The organism is Proteus columbae, from assembly GCF_002777965.1.
GTDB lineage: Bacteria > Pseudomonadota > Gammaproteobacteria > Enterobacterales > Enterobacteriaceae > Proteus > Proteus columbae.
In genome coordinates, this window is record NZ_NGVR01000007.1 from 53824 (window position 1) to 79346 (window position 25523).

Below are 25523 nucleotides of genomic sequence, written 5' to 3' on the forward strand. Positions count from 1 at the left end.
CCTTATTTACACTCAGTATCTAAAATATATAAGCCATTAACAGGCGTTTTATTATCAATGTTATAAGTTGCATGACAGCTTTTTTGCTCGCCGTTTACTTTCCATGATACGGTGATCTTACCTTCTGGTTTTTCTGCAACAAAATAGAGTTGATGAAAACTTGCCACTAATTGATCATCTGCATTGTCTATTTTGGCTCTTGCACCCATAGGAATAGTGCTATTATCAGGCGTTTGTAATGTGAGTAAGAATTTAATTCCTTTTTTAGCATCAAAGTCCGCAAGGATTAATGCACCTTTAGTCGGAATTATATTACTAATAATATTATTTGAAATTTCGGTATTGGCTGGGATTGATTTTGTATCAATACTGATACTGTTTTTTTGATAAGGTACCATACCAGAAACTACTGCTAATCCACTATTATTAGTTTTAATAGCTTGTCCATTAACCACTTCAATACCTGCACTGTCTTTTGTGAGAATTAATGCATTCGTTTGTTGTAGAGATGAGGCCAATGTTGCGCCATATTGTGTTGCAACTAGCGCACCATTAATACCATAGTTAATATTTTGTCTATCTTTAGAATAAGCATAACCGGCATTAACAATGGCACTTGGTGCTTTATAAGAACCACTTAAACCACCACTATAATTTACATCTTTATTGCCATAGCCTTGATAGATGTCCCAGTTAGCTTGATTTTTATCACCGTAAGTACCGCTGATACGTGCAGTTTGTAATGTCTGATCTCTATTATTCGTTGATACAGAGTAATTGGTCCAAATGTAATTATCATGCCATGTAAAAGGGATACTAATATTCATACTGATATCGTAGGTGCTTTTACTGTCTTTATTTCTACTAGCATCGAAATAAGTATAATAAAGGCTATAATTGATTTTATTTATTGAACTATTAAATCCAACATTATATGAGCTTGTGTTTTTCCCATCGACATAAGTATAGATAATCGAGCTTAAATTAAGGGATGATTGTCCTGAAAATAAAGGTTGGTTAATAGAAAATGTATATTCATTTTTTATGCCGTTTTTGGGATCATATTTTTTTTCTTTATACTCCATTGCATCATTGAAGCTTAAGAATTTGGCATCAAAGTGACGGTAACCCACTAATGTAAGACTGGTATTTGTTAATGGGATATTTTTAGAATAATTGATTCTAAATGCATTTCCCTGAAGCGTATCGTTACCATAATTAGTAGATGAATGAGCATAAAGTAAATCCGTGGTGATCGCACCATAGCTACCAAGGTTAATACCTGTACCTATACCTACAGATTGATATTTTTCACCCATTAAAGCACCGCCATACAGAGTAACAAAATCAGTTAAACCGTAATAAGCTTCACCTTGCACTAAATAAGTACCATCACCACTGTTGTGACTATTATATTTACCAGTCGAGAGATCATATTTGATTTCACCTTTTCGCTCTAAGTTCGAGATTGAAGAAAAAGGAACAATAAAATTCTTTTCAGAGCCATCGGCCTCTTTTACGTTAACATATAAATCACCACCCGCATTCATCGGGGAGTAATCAATAATATTAAAAGGCCCAGCAGGTACACTACGTTTATAAATAACTTGCCCATTTTGAGTAATCGTGACCACGGATTCTGAATTAGCAATGCCAGAAACACTTGGCGCATACGATCTATTTTGTGAAGGCGTCATTAATTTATCAGTGGCTAATTTTATCCCTCTAAATTTTACTGAATCAAAAAGTTGGGTTGAGGTATATAGGTCACCTATTGATAATTCACTTTCAATACTTGTTATTGTTCTTTTAAGAACATTACTTAATGTATTCCATTTTTTATCGCCATTTTCACTTTTAGACCAAGTAGAATAATTATGAAAACGCCATACACCTAAATTTACTTGAGACTGAATATTACCATAATAGCTTTCACGATTTGCTCCATTCTCTCGACTATTAAATGAAGAAAATGCATAATTGATTAATAATGCAGGAATACCATTATCCCAATTATTTCTTTCATTTTTTCTTACTCTTTGTGTATTAACATATTTTTGAGGTAAGGTTAATTCATATTGGTATTTGTTAATATTCAGTGTATTGTTTACATGTTCAATATCATTGATATTAATAAATTCATTATCTTTTTGTTCAGATAAAATATGGCTAGGGATATCAAGACCAATTTGATACCACTCTTCTTTTGTCATTAACGGCGTGAGTGTTTCTTTGTTATCTTTATTTTTTAATAGTCCAAATTTAACTTCACGAGTAAAAATCAGATTTTTATTAACAAAAAAGCTAACGTTATAGATACCTGGGGCAATGGCAGATTCTCTGAAAACGCTGAGATCTTCATTGGTTAATTGTTGAGAGCTTCCTTCAATGTTAAATAGATTAGGAGGATAGTAATCATCAGCTGAAGTATTAAATGAAACAAATAAACTTCCTGCTATTAATAAGCAGAGTGAAGATTTATTAAAATAATGTTCCTTTTCTATCTTCATTTTAAAAAAGCTCTCTAATTATAATGAAAAATCAACAGAAATATCTTTACCAAAATCATTAATATAAGTTAATTTTATTTTATTTGGATTTTCTTTTGGTTTTGTTATTATTGTTTCTGCTCTTGGTGATAAATAGCTAGGTGTTTCTTTTATTTCTTTATTATTAATGGATATCTTTCCGATATTAACAAAGAAAGGTGAATCATTATTAACAACGAGGTTGCCATTTTTTACAGACCATTTTAAATTATTAATATCTTTTTCGATATTATTATCATTTAATGAGCTAGGTCGATAAATAAGCTTTATTCTATTTGTCATCGAGTAGCGTAAAACGTTTTCTAAATCTTCACTACTAGGAGCGACAAATTTAACATTTATCCAATACATTGATTCAACATCGTTAGGTAATGTTGTGTTTTTTATTACTTGTAAGGTATTTTTCTGTTGTGCAACTAATTTAATTAAAGGTGGCGTGATAACAAAATCTTGGGTTAATTTACCATTGATATCTTCAATCCAAGACTGCAACAAATAGTTTGTATTTGCATCACTATTAAAAGCAACAAAACTTTCGCTATTATTTTTTTCATTATAAACAACACGCGTTGTTTCTAAACCAAATCCCGCATAGCTGTATGTAGCTGAACTTAAAAAAAGACCTAATCCTAGAATTACGTTTTTTAAAGACATCATTATCACCATTATTTTTATAATGCAGGCTAAATAAATTTAACCTGCATTGTTTATTATTTGTAAGTTAACGAATAATTGAGAGTCGCATTAGCTTGGCCTGCTTTTACACCACCTGCATTGACGCTGACGTATTTTGCAATAAGTGGGATTGTAGCTGACGTGGAGGCACTTTCCTCTGAAGCTTTAATTTCTATATCTTTTGTGAAATTAATGTTATATGGCGTATCTAAATTATCTTTATCATAGATATATACCCCAACATTTTTTGCCGTTTTTTCATCACTAGGATTATCAAGAGCTAAAATTTGAGGTTCATTTGGTGTTTCGCTACCTGAAATTTTCAAGGCTACTGTACCCGTTGGTGGGCAATCAATGAGTGAAATATTCAATTGTCCATCAGTACCAGCACCACCTACAATTTGTTTTGGCTCAGTACCAAAAGCACTCGATGGATGACGCCCCATATTAACGTTACCATCAGAGCCTCCACCATTAATACTAACAGTACAGGTTGAACTATAAATTAAACCTGAAAAAGAGATAGTGCCACTATGAGTATCAGCGGCTAGAACATTTACGCTTGCCACTGAAGCTGAAACAAATAAAGCAAGGGAAAGAAATTTTTTCTTTGAAATAGTCATTTTATGACCTCTATAGAATGATATAAATAAACAGTAGATATTTTCTTTTTGAAAATTGATTTAATGCTATTTAATTTAGAGATTAACTTACTATTACCAGCCATAAATCTAGTAAAGATATAGAGATATACAAGTAACTCAGAAAGATAAATTAAATAACAAGATATATTTTTATTAAAATGGCTTTTTTATATTTAATCTTTAAATTGTTATCCTGTAAGACTATTTAATGCTTAATATAAAAAAGGAATAATATAGTGTGGTTCTTTTGAACAGGATGAATTGTATGCACTTTTTTTGAGGTTGTCTTGTGTGCAATGTTACAAAATTTCTTATGAAAATACGTATTAATCATTAATAAGTTAATAAGGATTTTGTTTAAACTTATTTATTTTCAATGAGTTGTTTGTTTGTGATTGTTAAAGTTACAAAAAAGAATATTTAAATTTACCTTATGGAAAATATATTTAGTTACAAATACCTGGAAGTTTAAAATATTTAAATGACATAAATTTATATTAATCATATTTTTATGATAATAATCTGATTAAATATTCTAGAATTTTATAAAAATTATAACAAAAATAAATCGTAATAAGACTTATTTTTATATTTAAGTATGTAGATAACGAAAAAATAGTAATCTCACAGGGTGATAGTTACTCTTTTATTCTTCTGTATAAAGTTGCAATACTTATTCCCAATATTTTTGCCGCTTTTTTCTTACCTTCTAATGTATGACCTGTTGTATCTAAAACTTGTTTGATCATCTGATACTCTGATTGTTGAATTTGAGTTTTCAAATTCTCTTTTTTATTCTTTTTATGACTATTTATTTCGTATTTTCTCTTTTCGTAATTATATATCTCAAGCGTCATTTCTTTTTCTATTATGTCTGTATTTGTAGATACAAGTAGATAAGGAGGAAGGTGACTTAAATTTAAATCTGCTGTATCGCCTTGCATAACATACATATATTCAATCACATTACGTAATTCCCTGATGTTGCCCGGCCAGTCATAGGAATATAAGTAGTTAATAACAACGTTGGGGATCTTTGCTGCTGGTCGTTGGTAGGTTGACGCCAGATCATCAGCAAAGAATTGTGCAAGTTCTGCAATATCTTCTCGGTGATCACGTAATGCAGGCGTATGGATCGGAACAACATTGAGGCGATAAAAGAGATCTTCACGAAATTGCCCTTTATTTACCATTTCGCGCAGATCTTTGTTGGTGGCAGCAATGATCCTTACATCAATATTGATCATATTATTAGAGCCAACACGAGTGATGCTTTTTTCTTGAAGCACACGTAAAAGCTTGGCTTGTAGATGTAAAGGCATATCGCCAATTTCATCTAGAAATAGGCTTCCGCCATGTGCCAATTCAAATTTACCAATACGTCCTTTAGGATCAGCGCCACTAAATGCACCGCGTACATAACCAAAAAGCTCACTTTCTAATAGTTGCTCAGGAATAGCTGCACAGTTAATAGTAATAAAAGGTTGTTTTGTGCGCAGGCTTTGTTGGTGGATAGTGTAAGCAACGACTTCTTTACCTGAGCCACTTTCTCCTGTTATTAAAACACTGGCATGGCTCACCGCAACTTTACTTAACATGCTTTTTAAGTGAAGCATTTTTTGAGAATTACCAATTAACGGGGAGTGAGGGTTTTCATCTACGGATAGGGCATTTACCTGTGTCATATAATTGCGGGCATCATGGAAAATAACCATGGTGAGTTGGTCATTATCCACTGAGGAAAAGGTGATTTTTTTGCATAGAACATGATAGCGTTGTTGATTTAATATCAACCATGCCTCTTCATCACCGTAAAGAATATCGCCAGTCATATCGATATCAAGAGATTGCCCAATTAATTCACAATCAAAAAAACGTAAAGCAGACAAATTGGCGTGCCAAATTTTGCCTAAGCTATCAATAGCAATAACGCCTCTATCCATCACATCTATTAAGTTTCGAAAAGTGCCAAACCGCTCTTGTTCTCGAAGTCTTTCAAGACATTCAAAAATACGGCTTGAGATCATTTGTGAAAATTGTTCGATAAAAGAGATAAAGGCTTGTTTTTGTTTCATCAAAAACATTTTTTGTTCTCGATTTGAACAAATGATCCCTATCACGCCAATAACTTGATTATTCAAAAAAATGGGTGCATTAAGATCGAGCTCTTCAGTGCAAGTTAGGCGGTTTTGACACAGTTGGCAGAGGCTATTTTCTTTCGGATCTTCAATTAAAATGGTCTTTTGTACTTGCAGTACATGACGATAGATGTGCCCATTATTAGAGACATCCTGATTGAGCATATAACGGTAACGCCCAGTACCCGCAATACGAATTAAATTGTTATCAATAATTTCAACGTCAGTGCCTGTGATGCCGGCTATTGAATCGGTGTATTTGCTGATTTCATCTTGTAGGGTACTCAGTAATGAGTGCATCACATTCTCACCTTAAAATTATCAATTTTGATAATAAATTATCATTATCTATTTTTAATGATTAATTTAATCGTTATTTATTAATGCATTATGTGATTTTTGTATAAGGCTCACACAGTTTCTTATTATTGATAATTTATCACTTAAATAAAACCGCCTAGATCACAGCTTTTGTGCATCATTAATTTCATCTCTTAGTCGTTAAAACAATAAACATATTTAAAATCAAATAATTATATCTTTATTAAATGCTTTTTAAGTGAGTTGGCATACATATTGCGATATAGGGGATAACCCTATGTATTCCGATTAATCGCGATATTGGGTTATCGCGAATTTTAAAGTGTGATTAAGAGGTAATTCCATGCAGGAGCAATTGCAGTACCTGATTAACCAAAGTTCATTTACGCGAAAACCAACCGCTGAGCTTGCCCCTTTTCGTTATGAAGAGTTAGCCAAAGCGTTAGATTTTCACAGAACTATTCCAGGATACGCACCTACACCGTTATTTCATTTACCCCAATTAGCCAAAATCTTAGGGATTGGTGAGTTATATCTCAAAGATGAGTCTTTCCGTTTTGGTTTAAAAGCATTTAAAGCGTTAGGTGGTGCTTATGCGATGGCACGACATATTGCTGATTTCCTTGAAATGGACATAAGTGAATTACCTTATGAGGTAATGATCAGTGATGAGATCAGGAAAAAGTTAAATGGCGTAACTTTTGCGACAACCACTGACGGGAATCATGGACGTGGTGTTGCTTGGATGGCAAGACAGTTAAAGCAAAAAGCTGTGGTCTATATGCCAAAAGGATCATCACAAGAACGCTTAGATGCCATTTTGCGTGAAGGTGCAGTCGCTGAAATCGTTGATATGAACTATGACGATGCTGTGAGAATGACGGCTGAAATGGCTGAAAAATATGGCTGGATTGTGGTTCAAGACACGGCATGGGATGGCTATGAAGAGATCCCACTTTGGATCATGCAAGGCTATGGCACTTTAATGCTGGAATCTCTCGCACAATTACATGAAGTTCCCCCGACGCATATTTTTGTGCAAGCCGGCGTGGGCTCTTTTGCGGGTATGGTGCAAGGCATGGTAACAGCCGCTTATGGCAAACAAGCACCGAAAGTGATTGTGGCCGAAGCTCGTATTGCCGACTGTTTATATCAATCTGCGGTATCAGGAAAAGCGGATGCTATTCCTGTTGGTGGGGATTTACAAACAGTTATGGCTGGGCTTGCTTGTGGTGAAGCGAATAGTATTGGTTGGAATTTATTACGTGATTATTCAGCGGCATTTTTCTCTTGCCCTGATGCCGTCGCGACGAGGGGAATGCGGATTTTAGGGAACCCTTTACCCGGTGATCCGCACATCATTTCTGGTGAATCTGGTGCTGTGACAACAGGCTTGCTCTCTATTTTGATGCAATCACCTGTTTATCAGAGTGCGAAAGAAGAGCTGGGATTAGATGAAAATGCAAGAGTGCTTGTGATAAGCACTGAAGGTGACACCGATCCTGAGCGTTATCGCGATATCGTGTGGGATGGCGAGTTGCCTAGCTTCAAACAATTTTAAAAAACAAATAAGTCTTTTGGAGTGAACAGTATGTTATCAGCAAACCGATTTGATGAAGTTATTAAGAATTGCCAATTATTAATCCAACAAAAAAGCTATTCAGGTGAAGAAGGTAACGTTGTTAAAGTCATAGAAGAGATGATGAAAAACTATGATTTTGACGATATTCATATTGATAAATACGGCAATATCATTGGTGGAATTATAGGTCAACACCCAGGAAAAACCCTTGTTTTTGATGGTCATATCGACACTGTACCTGTTAGCGAGCGTGACTGGAAAGAGAAGCCTTATGGTGCAGAAATCAAAGACGGCAAGATTTATGGTCGTGGCACCAGTGATATGAAGGGTGCTGTCGCAGCCATGATTTCAGCGATAGGTTTTTATGGCCAAGATAATCAGCGCAATTTTGCTGGTCGCATTTATGTCTCTTGTATTGTGCATGAAGAGTGTTTTGAAGGTGTTGCCGCAAGACTCGTTTCTGAGCGCTATAAACCAGACTATGTGGTGATTGGTGAAGCCTCTGAATTAAACCTCAAAATTGGGCAACGTGGTCGTGCTGAAATTGTTGTGGAAACTTTTGGTAAACCCGCGCACTCCGCCAACCCTGATGCAGGGATCAACTCTGTTTATAAAATGGCAAAACTGATCGAGAAGATCAGAACCTTAACACCATCGATTCATCCTGTATTAGGAAAAGGGATCTTAGAATTAACAGATATTAAATCATCACCTTATCCGGGCGCTTCGGTTGTACCTGAATATTGTCGTGCCACTTACGATCGCCGTTTATTAGTGGGTGAAACTAAAGAAGAAGTGCTTGCACCATTACAAAAAGCCATTGATGAACTTGCTTCTCAAGATGCTGATTTTAAAGCTAAAGTCTCTTACGCCTATGGCACTGAAAAATGTTATACCGGCGCCACTATTGAAGGTGAACGTTTCTTCCCAGGTTGGGTATTAGAAGAAAGCGATCCCTACGTACAAAGCGTTTTAAAAGGGCTGCACGAGTCCGGCTTTAAACCTACCGTCACACAATACTCTTTCTGTACTAACGGTAGCCACTATGCGGGTGAAGCGGGTATTAAAACCATTGGTTTTGGTCCATCTCGCGAAAACCTAGCGCACACCATTGATGAATATATCGAAGTTGAACAGTTAAAAGGTGCTGCGAGCGGCTATTACAGCATTATGAACAGCCTTTATCACCTTTAATTCTTACGAAATAAATCCTTACTAGAGGAGTATCTGGCGAAATAGCCAGATACTCTTTGGAGAAATAACAGAATGAAAACAATATTTAAAAACGCCACTGTTATTGATGGAACAGGGGCAAGTGCATTTCAAGCTGATGTTGTGGTTAATGAAGGAAAAATAATAAAAATCGGCCAGTTTGATGCTAAAACGAATGATCAAATTATTGATGCAACAGGAAAGATAGTCTGCCCCGGCTTTATTGATACTCACACTCACTCTGATCTTTCTGCTCTGCTTAATCCCGCGTTATCTGCCAAAATCCGCCAAGGGATCACCACTGAATTGTTAGGGCAAGATGGTGTCGCGTTAGCACCATTACCAGAACAATATATTTCAGCATGGCGCAAAAATATCGCGGGTTTAGATGGTGATTCTGACAGCATTGATTGGCATTTTAAAAATACCGAAGGTTACTTAGGTATGTTGGAAGCGAGAGGCTCTGCAACGAATCTTGCTTACCTTGTTCCTCATGGCAACATTCGAATGGAAGCGATGGGATTAGAAGGTAATCCTTCTACTCGTGAAGATGTCGCCAAGATGTGTGAGATCTTAGAACGTGAGTTAAAAGCAGGGGCGTTTGGTTTATCAACAGGATTGATTTATATGCCTTGTGCCTTTGGTGATACCGCTGAAATGATCGAACTTTGTAAGGTTACAGCAAAACATAATGGTATTTTTGTTGTTCACCAGCGTAGTGAAGCTGACGATATTATTCAATCGACTCAAGAACTTATTGATATCGCCAAAGCATCGGGTGTTTGGTTACATATTTCCCATATGAAGGTTTGCGGTAAGAAAAACTGGGGATTAATCGACGAAATGCTTGGTATGTTAGAGCAAGCACAAAAAGAAGGCATTCGTATCTCCTTTGACCAATATCCGTATGTGGCAGGCAGTACCATGCTTGGGGTGATTTTACCGCCTTGGGTTCATGCAGGAGGTACAGAGAAATTATTAGAACGCTTAGCTTCTCCTGAACTGCGTAAAAAGATGATTGAAGATATCGAAAAAGGCATTCCGGGTTGGGATAACTTTATTGATTTCGCAGGGTTAGAAAATATTTATGTCACTAGTTCTAAAACAGAAAAAAACCAAGATGCCGTTGGACTTAGTCTTGTAGAACTAGGCAAATTGAGAGGTAAAGATCCGTATAACGCAACCTTCGATTTGTTATATGAAGAAGAAAATGCGGTAGGAATGGTGGATTTTTACGGTACAGAAGAACACGTTATCAAATTCTTATGTCGCCCTGAACAAAACGTCTGTACTGACGGATTAATGGGAGCAGGTAAACCTCATCCTCGTGTATTTGGTGCATTCCCTCGTGTTTTAGGGAAATACGTCAGAGAAGAAAAATGCCTCACTTGGGAACAAGCTATTCGCAAAATGACAGGTAAGCCGGCTGAAGTTCTTCGATTAACCGACAGAGGTTTAATTAAAGAGGGATATGCCGCAGATATTGTGATGTTCGACCCTGAAACCATTATTGATAAAGGCACGTTTGTTGAACCGAACCAATATCCAGAAGGGATCGATTTGGTGATGGTCAATGGTCGTATCGCATTAATTAATGGGGTCGAAAGTTACGCCTGCAGTGGCCATGTTTTAAGAGCATAACAGCACAATAGCGCTCTTAAACGTTAAACCTTATCTCTGTTTATCACGGTTGTTCTTCAACCGTGATGGCTTCCCCTTACCTGAGGAACAGGAAAATGAGTTCAAATATTATTCCAAACCTTCAACAGAAGAAAACATGGAAAGCTCGTTACACCGTTTTATCCTTAATTTGGTTGGCATGGTTACTTTCATTCTTAGATAGAATGGTAATGAGTGTTTCATTACCTTTTATTGGACGTGATCTGAATCTTGATACCACACAACAAGGCTTAATAATCAGTGCGTTCTTTGTCGGTTATGCGGCATTCCAAATACCGGGTGGTTTTTTAGCTGACCGCTTTGGCGCACGTAAAATTATGGCAATCGGAATTGCATGGTGGTCAGTTTTCACCAGCTTAACGGGTATGGTGTTTACATTACCGTTAATGTTAGCGGTGCGATTCTTATTTGGTATTGGTGAAGGTTGTTTTCCATCCGCTTCTTGGAAAATGATCTCAACTTATTTCCCATCTAAAGAGCGTGGTCGTGCAACAGCAATTCAATCAACAGTAAATACCTTAGGGCCAGCATTAGCTGTAATTGTGGCTGCGAGTATTATCGGTGCTTTTGGCTGGCATATGGTGTTTATTGTTTTAGGTATTCCTGGTTTATTAATTGCAGCAGGTATTTATTTCTTTACTCGTGATAATCCAAAAGATCACCCAAGTATTACTCAACAAGATCTCGATGAGTTAGCCGCGGATGGTACATTAACGGATAAACCCGTTGAAGCTGTACCTTTTAAAGATGTTTTAAAGATGCCAGTGCTGTGGCAAATGGCAGCAATTTGGTTTCTGTTTGATATTACCTTTTGGGGATTTTCAACATGGTTGCCAAGTTATTTAATTACTGTTCGTGAATTCTCTTTGGCTAAAACAGGGGTAATGGCGGCTATTCCATTCTTATTTGGTGCTGGTGGTACATTATTAGGTGGTTATGTTTCTGATAAATGTAAATCACAGCGTAAATGGTTATATATGGTTACAGCAGTGATTGCAGCTGGCTTCTTATATATGACATATACTGTTGAAAGTGCTGATATGGCTGTTGTATATCAATGTATTTCAGCATTATTTATGTTCTTCGCAATGGCAATGTTTTGGGGTATTTTGATGGATACTATCCCAAATAAAATTATGGGTCGTGCTTCAGGGATTGTTAACTTCGGTGGTCAAATGGCGGGTGTTGTTTCTGCACCTGTTATGGGCTTCTTAATTAAAGCGAGTGGTGGTAGTTATGACAGCGCATTTATGTTTATGATAATTGCATTAGTTGCCTCTGCTGTTGTGACGTTCACTGTTAAAATGCGAAATACACCAGCAGAAATTTAATTAATATTTATATTTAAATAAGTGTGATGTTATTAAAAGAAATAAGATTAATTAAATAAAACAAATGTATTAACTGTAAGATTTATTTATTAAAACTCACTATGCGCTTTATTGATTTTTTAATTTAAAAAATCTTATTGCAGGGTACTTTTGTCTTAAAAAAGCCACGATTAAAAATCGTGGCTTCGTTTTTGTTAGATTAATAACATTATTTGCTTATAAGCACAAAGTCGTTACCGCTAAAACAGAGTGTGGCATCACCGCGAATAACTCGATGATGGGCAATATGGCGCTGGCTATTTAATGAAGCGTGTTGTTTCATCATATAAGCCTCTAAATGCCATGCAATAAGTTGCTTAGCGAGCTTTTTATTAGCATGCTGGCTACGTTCTGATTGCACTTTTACGCTAATGCCGGTGGCGATATGTGTTGCTCTGACCGCAGATTCTGTTTTGTTAACATGCTGACCACCGGGGCCATTTGAGCGCATGGTTTCAAACGTAATTTCTTTGTCGTTAATTTCATCAGGTTGTTCAAAACAAGCAACACCAATAAACCAGTTTTTACGTTTATGTCGTGGCCGTAATGTGCTTGCACATTGCCATTGCACAGAGCCTGCCCACTGTTGTGAGATAGCTTGTGCATCAGCACCTTCAAGAGACACTAACGCTGATTTTAAGCCATGACGTGAAGGCTCTTTTTCAAGAACTGTGATGTTCACTTGCTGCTTTGCGGTTGATTTCAAAAAATAATTTAAGGCTTTTTCAACTGCTAAACAGCATTCTTCAGGGCCTTGTGCGGAGGTGAATTGTAATAACATTACGCCATCTCTCCACTTGTTTTATAGGTGATCACCGGTTTTAAACGCGCGATGACTTCGATTAATCCAATACTCACCATACTTTCAATCACAGTTTCAATTGATTTATACGATTGCGGTGCTTCTTCATAAATCAGTTGTTTATTGGCACAAATAATACGGCTACCTAATGCTGTTCGTGAAAGTTGTAAAGGTGTAAAACGGTGTGATAATCGGCCTTTACACTCTGTACGCATCCATTTTCTACCTGCACCATGAGGCAAGGAATGAAGGCTTAATTCAGATACAATTGGCTTAACAATATAGCTGTAATCACCGCGTGAACCCGGAATAACCACCATATCGTGATGTGCTGGTGTTGCACCTTTACGATGTAACCAACCTTGTTGACCATGTAATTCACAAGGCTCTACAATGTTATGATTTACATCAGAAATAACTTCACCTTGAGTGCGAATTTGACGCATCATTCTTTCACCAATAAGGCGACGATTAATCTTTGCGTAATCAAGAGCATTATTGTGAGCTTGCAAATATTCATTTGCATCTTCGGTGTTAGCAACAAGTCCTTTATGACCAAACTGTTCTGTATGAGCACGTAAGATAGATTGTCCTAAACCTCTTGATCCGCTGTGAACTAATAGCAATAACTGTTTTTTATTGATACCACTTTCAGCGAAAAGCGTTTCATTAATCACTTGGTCAATTTGTTGGAATTCAGCAAAGTGATTACCCCCACCAATAGAGCCTAAAGAGCCAGCGAAAGGATGGTTTTGCATTTCAGTCGGTAGATGAGTTTCTAACCATTCTGAAGGTGCAATATCACTCATTTCGCTCAATTGCTTCTCTGCTTTATCTAAGTTGAGTTTGCTGTTTTTAAATTCAGTTTGAAAGAGTGTCATACCGCAGCCAATATCATTTCCGACTAAAGCAGGGTAAAAACGATTAACAGAAAAAAAAGCTGCACCAATAGGATAACCACGACCTGGATGTAAATCAGGCATACCTGCGACATAAGCCATATCAGGAAGTTGAGCTGTTGTTTCTAATTGTTGGATTGCTTTGCTTTCAATCCAAGTATTATCCGATGCGATATAACAAACGCTATCAGATAAATAATGAACACACTTGTCCATATACCAATCCATATAATGTAAAGGATAAAAAATAAATTGATTGGCGGACAGCAAAAAGAAGGGAAGAAATTACTTCTGAGATTGTCCGCAAAGAGTATTCATATTTGTTGTTGTCATGGGATACCTCCTTGCAGTTAAGTAAAATGGGTGGAAAATAATAAATCGCGGGCATAATAACCACTTTTTTTTGCATTGGCAATTAAAAAGTGGTGTAATTTTTCTTTATTTTTAAAAAAAAAGAATGAATAGATTTTCTTTAATTTAAGGCTAACTTTATTTTATTTACTGTTTTAAGTTAATACTCTATTTTATAATTAATAAATCACTTTTACAGAGCTTTTTCGGCAATAATCTTCGTAATCATCCGTTAATTTTCTATCTGTGATAATAACATCAAATTGCGCTAAATCACCCATATTACCTGTCGCTGTTTCATCAAAATAATGATATTTGGTGAGTAAGATCTTGCGAATAGATTTATCCATCGCTTTCTTTTTCATATAAAGATCGTCGATGTTATAACAGGTAACGCCAAAATCGAGATGAACGCCTTCGGCTGAAATAAAGGCTTTTTTGGGATTAATGCTATCAAGATAAGAAGGCTGGGTAGGATTGTAGAATGAATCACTTTTAGGACGATATTCACCTCCGCAGAGTAATACGGTGGCGTTTTTTTTCTGGCTTAATGCCAAAAATACTCGATGAGAATAACAAATTCCCGTGAAATGCAGATTATCGGGAATAAGCTCAATCAGTGTGGGAATAAACTGTCCATTATCGAAAAAAAGAACATCGCCGTCAGAGACCATGCCAGCAGCAAGATTAGGAATATGAAGTTCTTCTGTTTGATCTGGCGTAATAATATCAGAGGATGTTGAGATTAACCCAGAATGAGGTTGGGCTAAAGCAACAATGTAGCCACCTAATAATGACATTGGAAAAGGGTTTTCGGCATCAGAACTAAGGTCGCGCCTAATTGTCATTTCAGAAACTTCAAGGATCCTCGCGGCGTCTTTAAGATGTATGCGACCTGAGCGTTTTATACATTCACTGAGGCGGCGCAAACGTTCGTGCTGTTTGGTCTCTATCACCGAAGGATCCTTGTGTTATCGAATAGCGTACTCCAAGAAAATATACGCTAAATAATTAGTAGTTTGATTCAGGTGCATCTGAATCTGTTGCAATAGCGACACTTGCGCTAGCGCCGATACGTGTTGCACCTGCTTTGATCATGTTTAATGCTGTTTGGCGATCGCGAACACCACCCGATGCTTTCACACCAACTTCATCACCAACTGTTTTGCGCATTAAAGCAACATGATGTTCTGTTGCGCCCATTGTACTGTATCCTGTTGATGTTTTCACAAAATCAACGCGGATCTCACGACACATTTCACAAACTAAACGTACTTCGTCGTCAGTTAATAAGCAAGTTTCTAAAATAACTTTCAGAGTTGTATTACCACAAGCAGCTTTTACTGCTTCAATATCTTGTTTTACAAAGTCTAAACGACCGCTTTTTAACATACCGATATTGATAACCATATCGACTTCTTGTGCACCTTGACGAATAGCTTCAGCCGCTTCAAATGCTTTTGTTGCTGTTAAACCAGCACCAAATGGGAAGTCGATAACACAACATACTTTTACATCACTTCCTTCAAGGCAAGTTCTTGCTAAAGGGATGTAAGAAGTGTTAATACAAACAGAGAAGAAACCGTGTTCAGCTGCTTCAGCACACAATTTCTTGATTTGTGCTTCAGTTGTATCTGCTGCAAGAAGGGTATGATCGATATAATTAGCTAATGGACGCATAGTATATTCCTTAATAAGAAGATTGTTATTTATCACTCATGTTAGTTTGGCAACATATTAGTGCTGTTTTAACGAGATAACAATCACAAATGATATTTAAATAACATGATACTGTTATGCATCTATCAAAATGTCACTATTTTCACATTTATAAATTTTACATAAGAGTAAGAGGCGCTATGGATATCGCAGTGATTGGTTCAAATATGGTGGATTTGATCACCTATATAGATAGGATGCCAAAAGAGGGTGAAACCCTTGAGGCGCCGGCATTTAAGATTGGTTGCGGTGGTAAAGGGGCAAATCAAGCGGTTGCTGCTGCTAAATTAAATTCAAAAGTAATGATGTTAACAAAGGTTGGCGATGATATTTTCGCGGATAACACCATCATGAATTTAGAATCTTATGGTATTAACACACGCTATGTTGAAAAAGTGCCCGGTACAACAAGTGGTGTTGCGCCTATTTTTGTGACTTCTCAATCATCAAATAGCATTTTAATTGTTAAAGGTGCTAATCAGCATTTATCGCCAGAGGATATTGATAGAGCGGCAGATAGCCTGAAAAAATGCAAAATAATCGTATTGCAATTAGAAATTCCTCTTGAAACGGTGTATCACGCCATTGAGTTCGGTAACAAACACCATATCCCTGTGTTATTTAACCCAGCACCCGCTTCAAAAGCATTAGATCTTGATATTGCTGCTCGTTGTGATTTTTTTGTTCCGAATGAAACAGAACTTGAAATTTTGACCAGTATGCCAATCACCACAATGGACGAAATTCGCGAAGCTGCTTGTTCTTTACTACAAAAAGGCTTTAAGAATGTCATCGTTACATTAGGTGAAAAAGGCGCATTATGGATGAATGGTGAAATTGAAAAATATATTCCCGCCATTGAAGTTGATGCAATTGATACTAGTGGGGCGGGGGATGCCTTTATTGGTTGTTTCTCCCATTATTATGTTCACACCAATAATATTGAAGAAGCGTTAAATAAAGCCGTGATGTTTTCTGGCTTAAGTGTTGCAGGAAAAGGCACACAATCTTCTTATCCAAGCATTGAAGAGTTTGGACAGTTTTTAGCGCAAGCAAAATAGTACACTTCTGCACCATCACATCTTTTTATTCCACTTGCTTTCTTATTTAGAGAGTAAGTGGAATTTATTTAAAATCAATTGCTTATTCTATTTTTATAGTCACTATTGAATTTCTTTCAAAGAAAAAAGGCTTAACTTAATGTGACTGATTTCACAAAGTGGTGATAATCATCATTGAAATGCAATTTCATGTGATGTAGTTTTTAATGAAATTTGGTTTCATTAAGGTTGTTATGATGAAAGAAGATGCATTAAGCGAATGTCTTAAAAATGAAAGCAATCAAGAAACAACACAGTTTTCTGAATTAAGCGCTTTAGAGTTGGTTACGCTTATCAATAGTGCAGATATGACTGTTGCAAATGCAGTTAAAAAAGAATTACCCGCTATTGCTAAAGTAGTAGAAAAAATTACTGAGCGTTTGCAAAAAGGTGGGCGTATTTTTTATGTTGGAGCAGGAACAAGTGGTCGATTAGCTGTACTAGACAGTGCGGAATGCCCACCTACTTTTGGTGTATCTCCGACATTAGTGCAGGCAATTATTGCAGGCGGTCATGATGCAATGCTAAAAGCGGTTGAAAATATTGAAGATAGCCAAGAGGCGGCAATTGAAGAGCTACAACGTCGTCATGTCAGTGAAAAAGATGTGGTTATTGGCATTGCAGCAAGCGGTCGTACTCCTTTCACAGTCGCGGCTTTGCAATATGGCAAAAAGCTAAAAGCATTGACTGTATCTATTACTACGCGTGGCAAAAGTATGATGAGTGAAATTGCTGACTTATCTATTGCGCCAGATGTGGGCGCAGAGGTGTTAACAGGTTCCACAAGAATGAAAAGTGGCACGGCTCAAAAAATGATTTTGGGTATGTTAAGTACTAGCGTAATGACTAAGCTTGGAAAAGTGCATAAAAATCTTATGGTGGATGTGATTGCGAGTAATGAGAAATTGCAACGTCGTGCTGAAGGTATTGTCAGCGAAGTGTGTGGAATTTCACATGACAGAGCCAGAACACTGTTACAAATGGTTAATTATCATCCCAGAAAAGCCATTTTAATGTATGAGCTTCACCTTAGTGTGGAGAAAGTTGAGCAAATTACACAGCAATATCCTTATCGTTCGCTACAACAGCAACTAGCCCTATTTAACTAATAACAATATGAGTAAACACTCTGAACTTTAGCAGGCACGCATATGGCTAATAAAATAGAACATCTCGACACGTTAGCAATAGAAATAGAAAAACACGCTGGTGGGTTTCAAAATGTGGCAACCCTAACACATTGTATGACTCGTATTCGACTGATTTTAAAAGACAGTTCGCTATTTGATGCAGACGCGTTAAAACAAGTCGAAGGTGTTAAAGGTGTTGTATTTAATGGCGAACAGCATCAAGTGATTGTAGGAATGGGAACCGCGGCAAAAGTTTATTCCATCATGAATAAGCGTATGCAAAACAGTTCAGCAAGTAGTAAAGACGAGCCTGCGCCAACACCAGTGAAAAAAGGCTTTTCAATTCGTCGTATGCTAAATACATTAGCGGCTATTTTTGTTCCGACAATTCCTGCTTTAATTGGCTGCGGTTTGATTATGGGGTTAATTAATATTATCCGCTTAGTTGCACCGGGCTTAGTTGAGCAATTCCCAGAGCTATTTAAATTATTCAAATTAATTGGTAGTACGGTATTTGCGTATCTCTCTATTATGATTGGAATAAATACAGCTAAAGAATTGGGAGCGTCAACGTCAATTGGTGCCGTAATGGCGGGTTTATTAGCCATGCCTGGGCTCGCTGATATCACCTTATTTGGTGAAAAATTACAGCCGAACAGTGGCGGGATCTTTGCCGTATTAATGGTGGTAGTGTTCTCTTCAAAATTAGAATTATGGTTTCGTAGTATCGTTAAAGAGAGCCTCGATCTTATCTTAACGCCGTTTGTGACTATTTTAGTCTCTTCTCTTGTGGCGATTATTATATTCCAACCTATCGGTCATTATCTTAATCAGCTATTAGCACAAGGCGTATCATTATCACTTTTAAATCAGGGTGGTGGTGCGGTGGTAACGGGTGCAGCGTTAGGGGGGAGTTTCTTATTTTTACTCTTAACGGGATTACATCAAGGGTTAATTCCTATTCATACCGAAATTTTAAATACTTTTGGTTTAAATTATCTATTTCCTATTTTAGCGATGGGCGGAATGGGGCAAGTAGGTTCTTGTTTTTGGGTTTATCTACGTACTAAAAACCAACGTTTAAAGAAAACATTAATGGGCGCATTACCTGTTGGTATTTTTGGTGTCGGTGAGCCTTTATTATTTGGTGTTTCCCTTCCATTAGGAAAACCATTTGTTGCTGGATGTATTGGTGGTGCCGCAGGTGGTGCATTAATGGCATATTTCCAAGTTGGGATCATTATTCCATTTGGTACGGCTGGGTTATCATTAATTCCGTTAGTGGGCGATGGGCAAATTATTAAGTTCCTGATCGCGGTATTAGGTGCATGGATTGTCGGTTTTATTGCCAGTATGCTAATGGGATTTACCGATCCAGAGAAATAAGTCAGAAATAAAAAGGATAACAGAATGTCGACACTGACCAAAAAGCTTGAAAGTCTACTAATACAAGGCAAAGGCACAGAACAACGTATTGCTCATTATCTATTAGAGAATAGTGAGAATATCGCCAGTATGAATGCGGCTGATCTGGCACTTAAAGCAGGTGTAAGTAGTGCTTCTGTTATCCGTTTCTCTCGTCAAATTGGGTATCGCGGTTATCCTGAATTTAAAATTGATTACCTTTCAGAAGAAAAGCAACAAAAAAGCAGTGGCGATATTCTCTATGGCAATCTTGCGAAAACAGACTCGACAGAATTAATTATTTCTAAAACAGGGCATCTGTTTACCAGTGCTATTTTGGATTCATTAGCGTTGTTAGATCCCAATACCATAGATGTATTAGCTGAAAAAATGGTATCAGCAAAACGCATTGTGTTGTTTGGTATTGGGGCATCGTCTGTTGTAGCGAGTGACATTTTTCATAAATTAATTCGTGTAAATAAAAACACGTTATTTAGCCCAGATCTTCATGCTCAATTGGCTTATTCCGCTAATTTATCTGCTGATGATATTGCTATTGCTGTTACCGCTAGAGGAAATACGACGGATATTAATCGGATGCTGAAATCAGCAAAAAATGAAGGTTGTTTAACTGTGGCATTAACTCGTTTTGGACAAGATGAAGCAACTCGATTATCTGATTATACATTGCCTTATTTTTATGATGAACAGCACTCTCAATTAGGCGTGATTACGCCACAAGTTTTACAAATGGTGGCTTTTGATGTGTTGTTTTTTAAATATATGACATTAGCGAGTGAGTCAGCAGAAAAAGCATTATTAAAAGGGCGAGAAGCTGTTATGCAAGGAAATCAATAATGTTACTTATCACCACATTAGCGGTGGGTGCGGCTATTGGTTTAATTATAAGTACGACGGGTGTGGGCGGTGGTGTTATTGTTCTACCTGTATTGACCTATTTCTTTGGTATGAATGCGTTAATGGCAGTGGCAACAGCCAATTTATTATCTATGTTGATGAAAGTCACTTCGTCTTATATGCATTTTCGCCTTGGAAACATTCCCTTTAAAAGAGCGATGATTGTATTAGGAATAATGCTACCAAGTACCTTTTTAGCCAGTGTTTTGGTTAATTATTTAGGGTCGTTAACGCAGTATCAGCAACAAGTCGAATGGGGAATTAATGCACTTGTTGTCAGTGCCATTGTTTTTTCTCTATTTCTCTTTGTACAGAGAATGTTTTTCTCATTACCTCCCGTTGTGGTTGAAAATACAGCGTTAGCTCCTTTAAATATAAAAGCACTATTACTTCCTGCGATTGCAGCCGGTGTTGTTTTAGGGGCAACAGGGGTGGGTGGTGGTGTGGTTGTATTACCGTTATTGCTACGTTATGCGAACCTTTCTATTAAGCAAGCTATTGGTACTTCTATATTTACCACAACATTGTTATCGGGATCTTCAGCACTAGCCTATATGCAAGATGGGCATACAGATATTCATTTGGCACTTTTGTTATTCTTAGGCTCGCTAATCTCTATTCCGCTGTCTAAGTGGCTGTTGATCAGAATGCCTGACAGGATGTTTCAGTATGCGACTTTGATTTTAATTATTTGTAGTGCCGTAATGATGCTGGCTAAATTATTCTAGTATTGAAATGTATCATTAATGTTAATTGTAAAAGTAAAATCTAAATAGTAGCTAAATAAAAATAAATTTTTATTGGCTATTTTTTTGATTATCTTGTTAATTTAATTGAAGTCATTCTTAATATAAAAACGATTATCCATTTTTTATTTGTGTGTTAATGGAATGTATTATTGATGATTTATTTTTACTGATATATGGTTTTTATCATAAATAGATAATTGAGATGATAATCACATTAAAGTTAATTCCTATATGTTTCACTGTAACCCTGATTTAATACCTATAAGTGAAGGTACTAGTATTATGGAAAATAATAATAGGAAAACACCTCATATTAGACGTATTACCCACATTATGATGTATAAACAACGTCAGTGTTTCCATTTCTCCGTTTTTAACGGGTAAGCCCTCTTTTTACGTGCTGAAAATATAAAGCATATTTCCTAATAACGTGTGTTATTGGGGAAACGTCTATTTTTCATAAATAATGAATCATTTTTTAACTCTATTATTATCAAAATAATTAGGAGATAGGATTATTATGTCTATTAATATTAAAGGTAGAAGTTTTTTAAAATTACTCGATTTTTCATCTGCTGAAATTCAATATTTATTAAAGCTTTCTAAACATTTTAAATCATTAAAAATGGCAGGTATTCCTCACCGCTCTTTGGAAGGTAAAAATATCGTTTTATTATTTGAAAAAACCTCAACACGTACACGCTGCGCCTTTGAAGTTGCGGGTTATGATTTAGGAATGGGGGTAACTTATCTTGATCCAGGCTCATCACAAATGGGGAAAAAAGAGTCTATTGAAGATACAGCGCGCGTGTTAGGGCGTTTCTATGATGGTATTGAATATCGTGGTTTTGATCAGTCATTAGTTGAAGAGTTGGCGGCGAAATCAGGAGTACCAGTATGGAATGGTCTTACCGATAAATTTCATCCCACTCAGATGTTGGCGGATATGCTAACAGTTGAAGAAAATTTTGGTCATTTAAAAGGGCTTAAGCTGACTTTCTTTGGTGATGCGCGTAATAACGTTGCTAACTCTTTAATGGTGGTTTGTGCCAAATTAGGCTTACATTTTACAGCATGTGGCCCGGCATCTTTAATGCCAGAAGAGCAACTTGTGAAGGAGTGTCGTGCAATCGCTGCTGAAAATGAAGGCTCTATCACATTAACAGAAGATATCGAGAAAGGGGCAAAAGACGCTGATGTTCTCTATACCGATATTTGGGTTTCAATGGGAGAGCCAGATAGTGTTTGGGATGAACGCATTCGCTTACTGAAAGCTTATCAAGTCAATGAATCTATGATGAAAATGGCAAATCCTCATGCGATTTTCTTGCACTGTTTACCTTCATTCCATGACCGTTTAACGCTCATTGGTGAAGATATTTACCAGAAGTTTGGCCTGAGTGAAATGGAAGTGGCAGATGGCGTTTTTGAGTCTCGTCAGTCAAAAGTTTTTGATCAAGCTGAAAATCGTATGCACACCATTAAAGCCGTTATGTTCGCGACTTTAAGCTAAAGCAAGGAGTTAACAATGCCTAAGAAGGTATTTATTGCTTTAGGGGGGAATGCATTGGGCAGCACGCCTCTAGAGCAAAAGCAGATTGTACGAAAAACCGCAAAGCCCATTGTGGATTTGGTTGAGAAGGGCTATCAAGTCATTATTGGCCATGGAAATGGCCCACAAGTTGGGATGATCAATTTAGCTATGGATTATGCATCACAACAAAACATTGGCACGCCTTATATGCCATTTGCTGAATGTGGTGCCATGAGCCAAGGTTATATCGGTTATCATTTACAACAGGCTATTAATGACGAATTGTGTGCGAGAAATCTGAATAAAAATCACGGTTGTGCAACTATTGTGACCCAAGTGGTTGTTGATAAAAATGATCCTGCTTTTTTATCACCGACAAAACCGATTGGCGCTTTTTATACTCAACAGCAAGCTGAGGTTATTCAAAAAGAGCACGGTTTTCACTTTATGGAAGATGCTGGGCGTGGATATCGTCGAGTGATCCCATCACCTAAACCGTTAGAAATTGTAGAATCACCGATTATTAAACAGTTGGTTGAACGCAATATTGTGGTGATTACTGTTGGTGGCGGTGGTATTCCTGTTATTCGAAAAGGGGATTTATTAGAGGGTATTGATGCGGTTATTGATAAAGATAACTCTAGCTCAAAATTAGCCGTAGAATTAAAAGCAGACATTTTATTAATATTAACGGCAGTTGATAAAGTTGCTATTAATTTTAATAAACCAGATCAAATGAATTTAGATAAATTAACACTTTCTCAAGCTCAGGAATATATTTCTCAAGGGCAATTTGCTAAAGGAAGTATGTTGCCTAAAGTGGAGGCTTGCCTTAATTTTCTAAAAGAGAGTGATAAAGGTGTACAAGCTATTATTACATCTTTAGAGAATGCATTATCTGCTTTAGAAGGAAAAACAGGTACAACAATTATTTCTGATTAATATCATACTTATCATTATTCTAAATTTAATTCTAATAATAGACTCTGCCAGATAGATATTATTTCTACTGGCAGAGTAGCCTCTTATTTAAGTCGAGGACGCTTATGAAACTTAAAAAGTTTGCGTTTCCGACCGCATTTACTATTTTATTTGCCATTACAGTAATTGTGGTTGGCTTAACATGGATAATTCCAGCTGGCGAATATCAGCGATTAAGTTATAACTCAGCAGAGCCATCATTAGTGGTTGCTAAAATAGATGGTTCTCATGAAGTGTTACCTGCAACTCAGGCAACATTAAATGATTTAAATGTCTCTATTGAGATTAATAAATTTACAGATGGGACAATTAAAAAACCGATAGCGATACCCGGAACCTATGAACGTGTAGCACAGCAACCTAAAGGGATAATGGATATTACCGAAAGTATGGTGAAAGGGACAATCGAGGGGGCGGATGTTATTGTTTTCATTCTTGTCTTGGGGGGACTTATTGGGGTTGTTAATAAAACCGGTGCATTCAATGCAGGTTTAACAGCACTAGCAAATCGAACCAAAGGTAAAGAGTTTTTAGTGGTGTTTGGTGTCACGATTATATTGTCCATAGGCGGGACAAGCTGTGGGATTGAAGAAGAAGCCGTTGCCTTCTATCCCATATTAGTACCCATATTCTTAATCTTGGGTTATGACGCTATTGTGTGTGTCGGCGCTATTTTTCTTGCCTCTTCAATGGGGGCTGGGTTCTCAACTGTAAATCCTTTCTCCGTTGTTATTGCATCAAATGCTTCGGGGATCAGTTTTATTGAAGGGATCGGCTTTCGTACTATTGGGTTGGTGATTGGTACGGCGGGTGTTTTGGTTTATTTATATTGGTATTGTAAGAAGATCAAAAAAGATCCGACTTTCTCATACAACTATGAAAATACCGAAAGTTTTAAACAGCGCTTTTTAAGTAATTACGATCCTAATGAGATATTAGAGTTTTCGTGGCGTCGTAAAGTGATCCTCTGCTTATTTGTTGCTGCTTTTCCTATTATGGTTTGGGGTGTTATGGAAATGGGCTGGTGGTTTCCACAAATGGCAGCTCTTTTCCTTGCTATCGCAATCATCATAATTTTCCTCTCTGGATTAAAAGAAAAAACAGCCATTGATGGATTTATTCACGGGGCATCTGAATTAGTCGGTGTTTCATTAATTATTGGTTTAGCACGAGGTGTTAACCTTGTGATGGAACAAGGTAAAATTGCTGACACCATCCTTGAATTTATGTCTCATATGGTTGCAGGAATGCCACCGAGCCTATTCTTATTAGCACAACTCGTTGTCTTTATTTGTTTAGGTTTTATTGTTCCTTCCTCTTCAGGTCTTGCGGTTTTAGCGATGCCTATTATGGCTCCATTAGCCGATGCAGTTGGTGTTCCTCGTTATATGGTGGTATCAGCATATAACTGGGGTCAATATATTATGCTGTTCTTAGCGCCTACAGGACTGGTGTTAGCGACATTGCAAATGCTAGATATCTCCTATAACAAATGGCTTAAATTTATTATGCCGATGGTGATATTTATGTTTGTACTTTCGGCAACACTATTACTGGTTCAAGTTGCTTTTTTATAAAATTGAGTCGATGTGTTTACGTTGAGAAACGAATTTTTGGTTATTCTGTAATGTAAGATTAATCTAGATTTTTATGCTGCAATCAGGGTTATTTTTTGATTTTCACTAGAAGTGATCTAGCTCTCGTTTTTAGCGGTGATAAAAAATAAACCGAAAAAAAAGGTTGTTAATTTGTAGAAGTTATGTTT

21 protein-coding genes are annotated in these 25523 nt (G+C 36.8%); 13 read left to right on the forward strand and 8 right to left on the reverse strand.

Annotated elements, in window-relative coordinates:
- Nucleotides 1-2: 2 nt before the first annotated feature.
- The 4 genes from CBE70_RS01970 to CBE70_RS01985 all read right to left on the reverse strand — a co-directional run bounded on the left by CBE70_RS01970 (nt 3) and on the right by CBE70_RS01985 (nt 6306).
- Nucleotides 3-2510, reverse strand: coding sequence for a fimbria/pilus outer membrane usher protein (locus tag CBE70_RS01970; RefSeq protein ID WP_100157989.1), 2508 nt, complete (start codon nt 2508-2510; stop codon nt 3-5).
- A gap of 18 nt (nt 2511-2528) precedes the next feature.
- A complete protein-coding gene (locus CBE70_RS01975; protein WP_100157990.1) occupies nt 2529-3203 on the reverse strand; it encodes a fimbrial biogenesis chaperone in 675 nt (224 codons plus the stop codon).
- Nucleotides 3204-3259: 56 nt separating this feature from the next.
- Nucleotides 3260-3847: a fimbrial protein gene (locus tag CBE70_RS01980; RefSeq protein ID WP_100157991.1), complete on the reverse strand. Its 588-nt coding sequence runs from the start codon at nt 3845-3847 to the stop codon at nt 3260-3262.
- Between the two features lie 659 nt (nt 3848-4506).
- Nucleotides 4507-6306 (reverse strand): sigma-54 interaction domain-containing protein, encoded by a 1800-nt coding sequence (locus CBE70_RS01985; RefSeq protein ID WP_100157992.1) that lies wholly within the window; start codon nt 6304-6306, stop codon nt 4507-4509.
- 364 nt (nt 6307-6670) lie between these two features.
- On the opposite strand from CBE70_RS01985, the gene dpaL reads away from it, so the two are divergent.
- The 4 genes from dpaL (at nt 6671) to CBE70_RS02005 (ending at nt 12132) form a co-directional block, all read left to right on the forward strand.
- Nucleotides 6671-7888 (forward strand): diaminopropionate ammonia-lyase, encoded by a 1218-nt coding sequence (dpaL, locus tag CBE70_RS01990; RefSeq protein ID WP_100157993.1) that lies wholly within the window; start codon nt 6671-6673, stop codon nt 7886-7888.
- A gap of 30 nt (nt 7889-7918) precedes the next feature.
- Nucleotides 7919-9103 carry a YgeY family selenium metabolism-linked hydrolase gene (locus tag CBE70_RS01995; protein ID WP_100157994.1) on the forward strand — a complete coding sequence of 395 codons (1185 nt, stop codon included), beginning with the start codon at nt 7919-7921 and terminating at the stop codon, nt 9101-9103.
- Between the two features lie 72 nt (nt 9104-9175).
- Entirely contained in the window at nt 9176-10762 is a 1587-nt protein-coding gene (locus CBE70_RS02000; protein ID WP_100157995.1) for an N-acyl-D-amino-acid deacylase family protein, read from the forward strand.
- A 95-nt stretch (nt 10763-10857) separates the two neighbouring features.
- Nucleotides 10858-12132: an MFS transporter gene (locus tag CBE70_RS02005; RefSeq protein ID WP_100157996.1), complete on the forward strand. Its 1275-nt coding sequence runs from the start codon at nt 10858-10860 to the stop codon at nt 12130-12132.
- Nucleotides 12133-12340: 208 nt separating this feature from the next.
- Here CBE70_RS02005 and prfH read toward each other — a convergent pair whose 3' ends face one another.
- The 4 genes from prfH to deoC all read right to left on the reverse strand — a co-directional run bounded on the left by prfH (nt 12341) and on the right by deoC (nt 15903).
- The gene (prfH, locus tag CBE70_RS02010) at nt 12341-12952 is read right to left on the reverse strand and encodes a peptide chain release factor H (RefSeq protein WP_100157997.1); all 612 of its coding nucleotides are present in this window, start codon (nt 12950-12952) and stop codon (nt 12341-12343) included.
- On the reverse strand, nt 12952-14088 hold the full coding sequence (locus CBE70_RS02015) for an RNA ligase RtcB family protein (protein ID WP_100157998.1): 1137 nt from the start codon (nt 14086-14088) through the stop codon (nt 12952-12954). The genes prfH and CBE70_RS02015 overlap by 1 nt, the downstream gene beginning before the upstream one ends.
- A 314-nt stretch (nt 14089-14402) precedes the next feature.
- The gene (locus CBE70_RS02020) at nt 14403-15179 is read right to left on the reverse strand and encodes a DeoR family transcriptional regulator (RefSeq protein WP_100157999.1); all 777 of its coding nucleotides are present in this window, start codon (nt 15177-15179) and stop codon (nt 14403-14405) included.
- Between the two features lie 55 nt (nt 15180-15234).
- Entirely contained in the window at nt 15235-15903 is a 669-nt protein-coding gene (gene deoC / locus CBE70_RS02025) for a deoxyribose-phosphate aldolase (RefSeq protein ID WP_072069516.1), read from the reverse strand.
- A gap of 179 nt (nt 15904-16082) precedes the next feature.
- Here deoC and rbsK point away from each other — a divergent pair, with 179 nt between their 5' ends.
- The 9 genes from rbsK to CBE70_RS02065 all read left to right on the forward strand — a co-directional run bounded on the left by rbsK (nt 16083) and on the right by CBE70_RS02065 (nt 25335).
- The gene (gene rbsK, locus CBE70_RS02030) at nt 16083-17003 is read left to right on the forward strand and encodes a ribokinase (protein WP_100158000.1); all 921 of its coding nucleotides are present in this window, start codon (nt 16083-16085) and stop codon (nt 17001-17003) included.
- Between the two features lie 236 nt (nt 17004-17239).
- The gene (murQ, locus tag CBE70_RS02035) at nt 17240-18151 is read left to right on the forward strand and encodes an N-acetylmuramic acid 6-phosphate etherase (RefSeq protein WP_100158001.1); all 912 of its coding nucleotides are present in this window, start codon (nt 17240-17242) and stop codon (nt 18149-18151) included.
- Nucleotides 18152-18193: 42 nt separating this feature from the next.
- Nucleotides 18194-19558, forward strand: a complete 1365-nt coding sequence (locus CBE70_RS02040; RefSeq protein WP_100158002.1) for a PTS transporter subunit EIIC — start codon at nt 18194-18196, stop codon at nt 19556-19558.
- A gap of 24 nt (nt 19559-19582) precedes the next feature.
- Complete coding sequence (locus CBE70_RS02045; RefSeq protein WP_100158003.1) at nt 19583-20434, forward strand: MurR/RpiR family transcriptional regulator; 852 nt, start codon at nt 19583-19585, stop codon at nt 20432-20434.
- Nucleotides 20434-21222: a sulfite exporter TauE/SafE family protein gene (locus tag CBE70_RS02050; protein ID WP_100158004.1), complete on the forward strand. Its 789-nt coding sequence runs from the start codon at nt 20434-20436 to the stop codon at nt 21220-21222. Before CBE70_RS02045 ends, CBE70_RS02050 begins: the two co-directional genes overlap by 1 nt.
- A 303-nt stretch (nt 21223-21525) precedes the next feature.
- The gene (gene speFL / locus CBE70_RS18600) at nt 21526-21627 is read left to right on the forward strand and encodes a leader peptide SpeFL (RefSeq protein WP_106426928.1); all 102 of its coding nucleotides are present in this window, start codon (nt 21526-21528) and stop codon (nt 21625-21627) included.
- Nucleotides 21628-21763: 136 nt separating this feature from the next.
- Nucleotides 21764-22756, forward strand: a complete 993-nt coding sequence (gene argF, locus CBE70_RS02055; RefSeq protein WP_100158005.1) for an ornithine carbamoyltransferase — start codon at nt 21764-21766, stop codon at nt 22754-22756.
- 15 nt (nt 22757-22771) lie between these two features.
- Nucleotides 22772-23719 (forward strand): carbamate kinase, encoded by a 948-nt coding sequence (gene arcC, locus CBE70_RS02060; RefSeq protein WP_100158006.1) that lies wholly within the window; start codon nt 22772-22774, stop codon nt 23717-23719.
- 104 nt (nt 23720-23823) lie between these two features.
- Complete coding sequence (locus CBE70_RS02065; protein WP_100158007.1) at nt 23824-25335, forward strand: YfcC family protein; 1512 nt, start codon at nt 23824-23826, stop codon at nt 25333-25335.
- The last annotated feature ends 188 nt before the right edge of the window (nt 25336-25523 follow it).

Excerpts from the sequence above, each read along its gene's own strand:
- murQ (WP_100158001.1), top strand. The coding sequence starts at position 17,240 with ATGAAAGAAGATGCATTAAGCGAATGTCTTAAAAATGAAAGCAATCAA.
- CBE70_RS02065 (WP_100158007.1), top strand. The coding sequence starts at position 23,824 with ATGAAACTTAAAAAGTTTGCGTTTCCGACCGCATTTACTATTTTATTT.
- deoC (WP_072069516.1), bottom strand. The coding sequence starts at position 15,903 with ATGCGTCCATTAGCTAATTATATCGATCATACCCTTCTTGCAGCAGAT.
- argF (WP_100158005.1), top strand. The coding sequence starts at position 21,764 with ATGTCTATTAATATTAAAGGTAGAAGTTTTTTAAAATTACTCGATTTT.
- CBE70_RS01980 (WP_100157991.1), bottom strand. The coding sequence starts at position 3,847 with ATGACTATTTCAAAGAAAAAATTTCTTTCCCTTGCTTTATTTGTTTCA.
- CBE70_RS02005 (WP_100157996.1), top strand. The coding sequence starts at position 10,858 with ATGAGTTCAAATATTATTCCAAACCTTCAACAGAAGAAAACATGGAAA.
- CBE70_RS02015 (WP_100157998.1), bottom strand. The coding sequence starts at position 14,088 with ATGGACAAGTGTGTTCATTATTTATCTGATAGCGTTTGTTATATCGCA.
- dpaL (WP_100157993.1), top strand. The coding sequence starts at position 6,671 with ATGCAGGAGCAATTGCAGTACCTGATTAACCAAAGTTCATTTACGCGA.
- CBE70_RS01970 (WP_100157989.1), bottom strand. The coding sequence starts at position 2,510 with ATGAAGATAGAAAAGGAACATTATTTTAATAAATCTTCACTCTGCTTA.
- arcC (WP_100158006.1), top strand. The coding sequence starts at position 22,772 with ATGCCTAAGAAGGTATTTATTGCTTTAGGGGGGAATGCATTGGGCAGC.
- CBE70_RS01975 (WP_100157990.1), bottom strand. The coding sequence starts at position 3,203 with ATGTCTTTAAAAAACGTAATTCTAGGATTAGGTCTTTTTTTAAGTTCA.
- rbsK (WP_100158000.1), top strand. The coding sequence starts at position 16,083 with ATGGATATCGCAGTGATTGGTTCAAATATGGTGGATTTGATCACCTAT.
- CBE70_RS01995 (WP_100157994.1), top strand. The coding sequence starts at position 7,919 with ATGTTATCAGCAAACCGATTTGATGAAGTTATTAAGAATTGCCAATTA.
- CBE70_RS02045 (WP_100158003.1), top strand. The coding sequence starts at position 19,583 with ATGTCGACACTGACCAAAAAGCTTGAAAGTCTACTAATACAAGGCAAA.
- CBE70_RS02000 (WP_100157995.1), top strand. The coding sequence starts at position 9,176 with ATGAAAACAATATTTAAAAACGCCACTGTTATTGATGGAACAGGGGCA.
- CBE70_RS02050 (WP_100158004.1), top strand. The coding sequence starts at position 20,434 with ATGTTACTTATCACCACATTAGCGGTGGGTGCGGCTATTGGTTTAATT.
- CBE70_RS02040 (WP_100158002.1), top strand. The coding sequence starts at position 18,194 with ATGGCTAATAAAATAGAACATCTCGACACGTTAGCAATAGAAATAGAA.
- prfH (WP_100157997.1), bottom strand. The coding sequence starts at position 12,952 with ATGTTATTACAATTCACCTCCGCACAAGGCCCTGAAGAATGCTGTTTA.
- CBE70_RS01985 (WP_100157992.1), bottom strand. The coding sequence starts at position 6,306 with ATGCACTCATTACTGAGTACCCTACAAGATGAAATCAGCAAATACACC.
- speFL (WP_106426928.1), top strand. The coding sequence starts at position 21,526 with ATGGAAAATAATAATAGGAAAACACCTCATATTAGACGTATTACCCAC.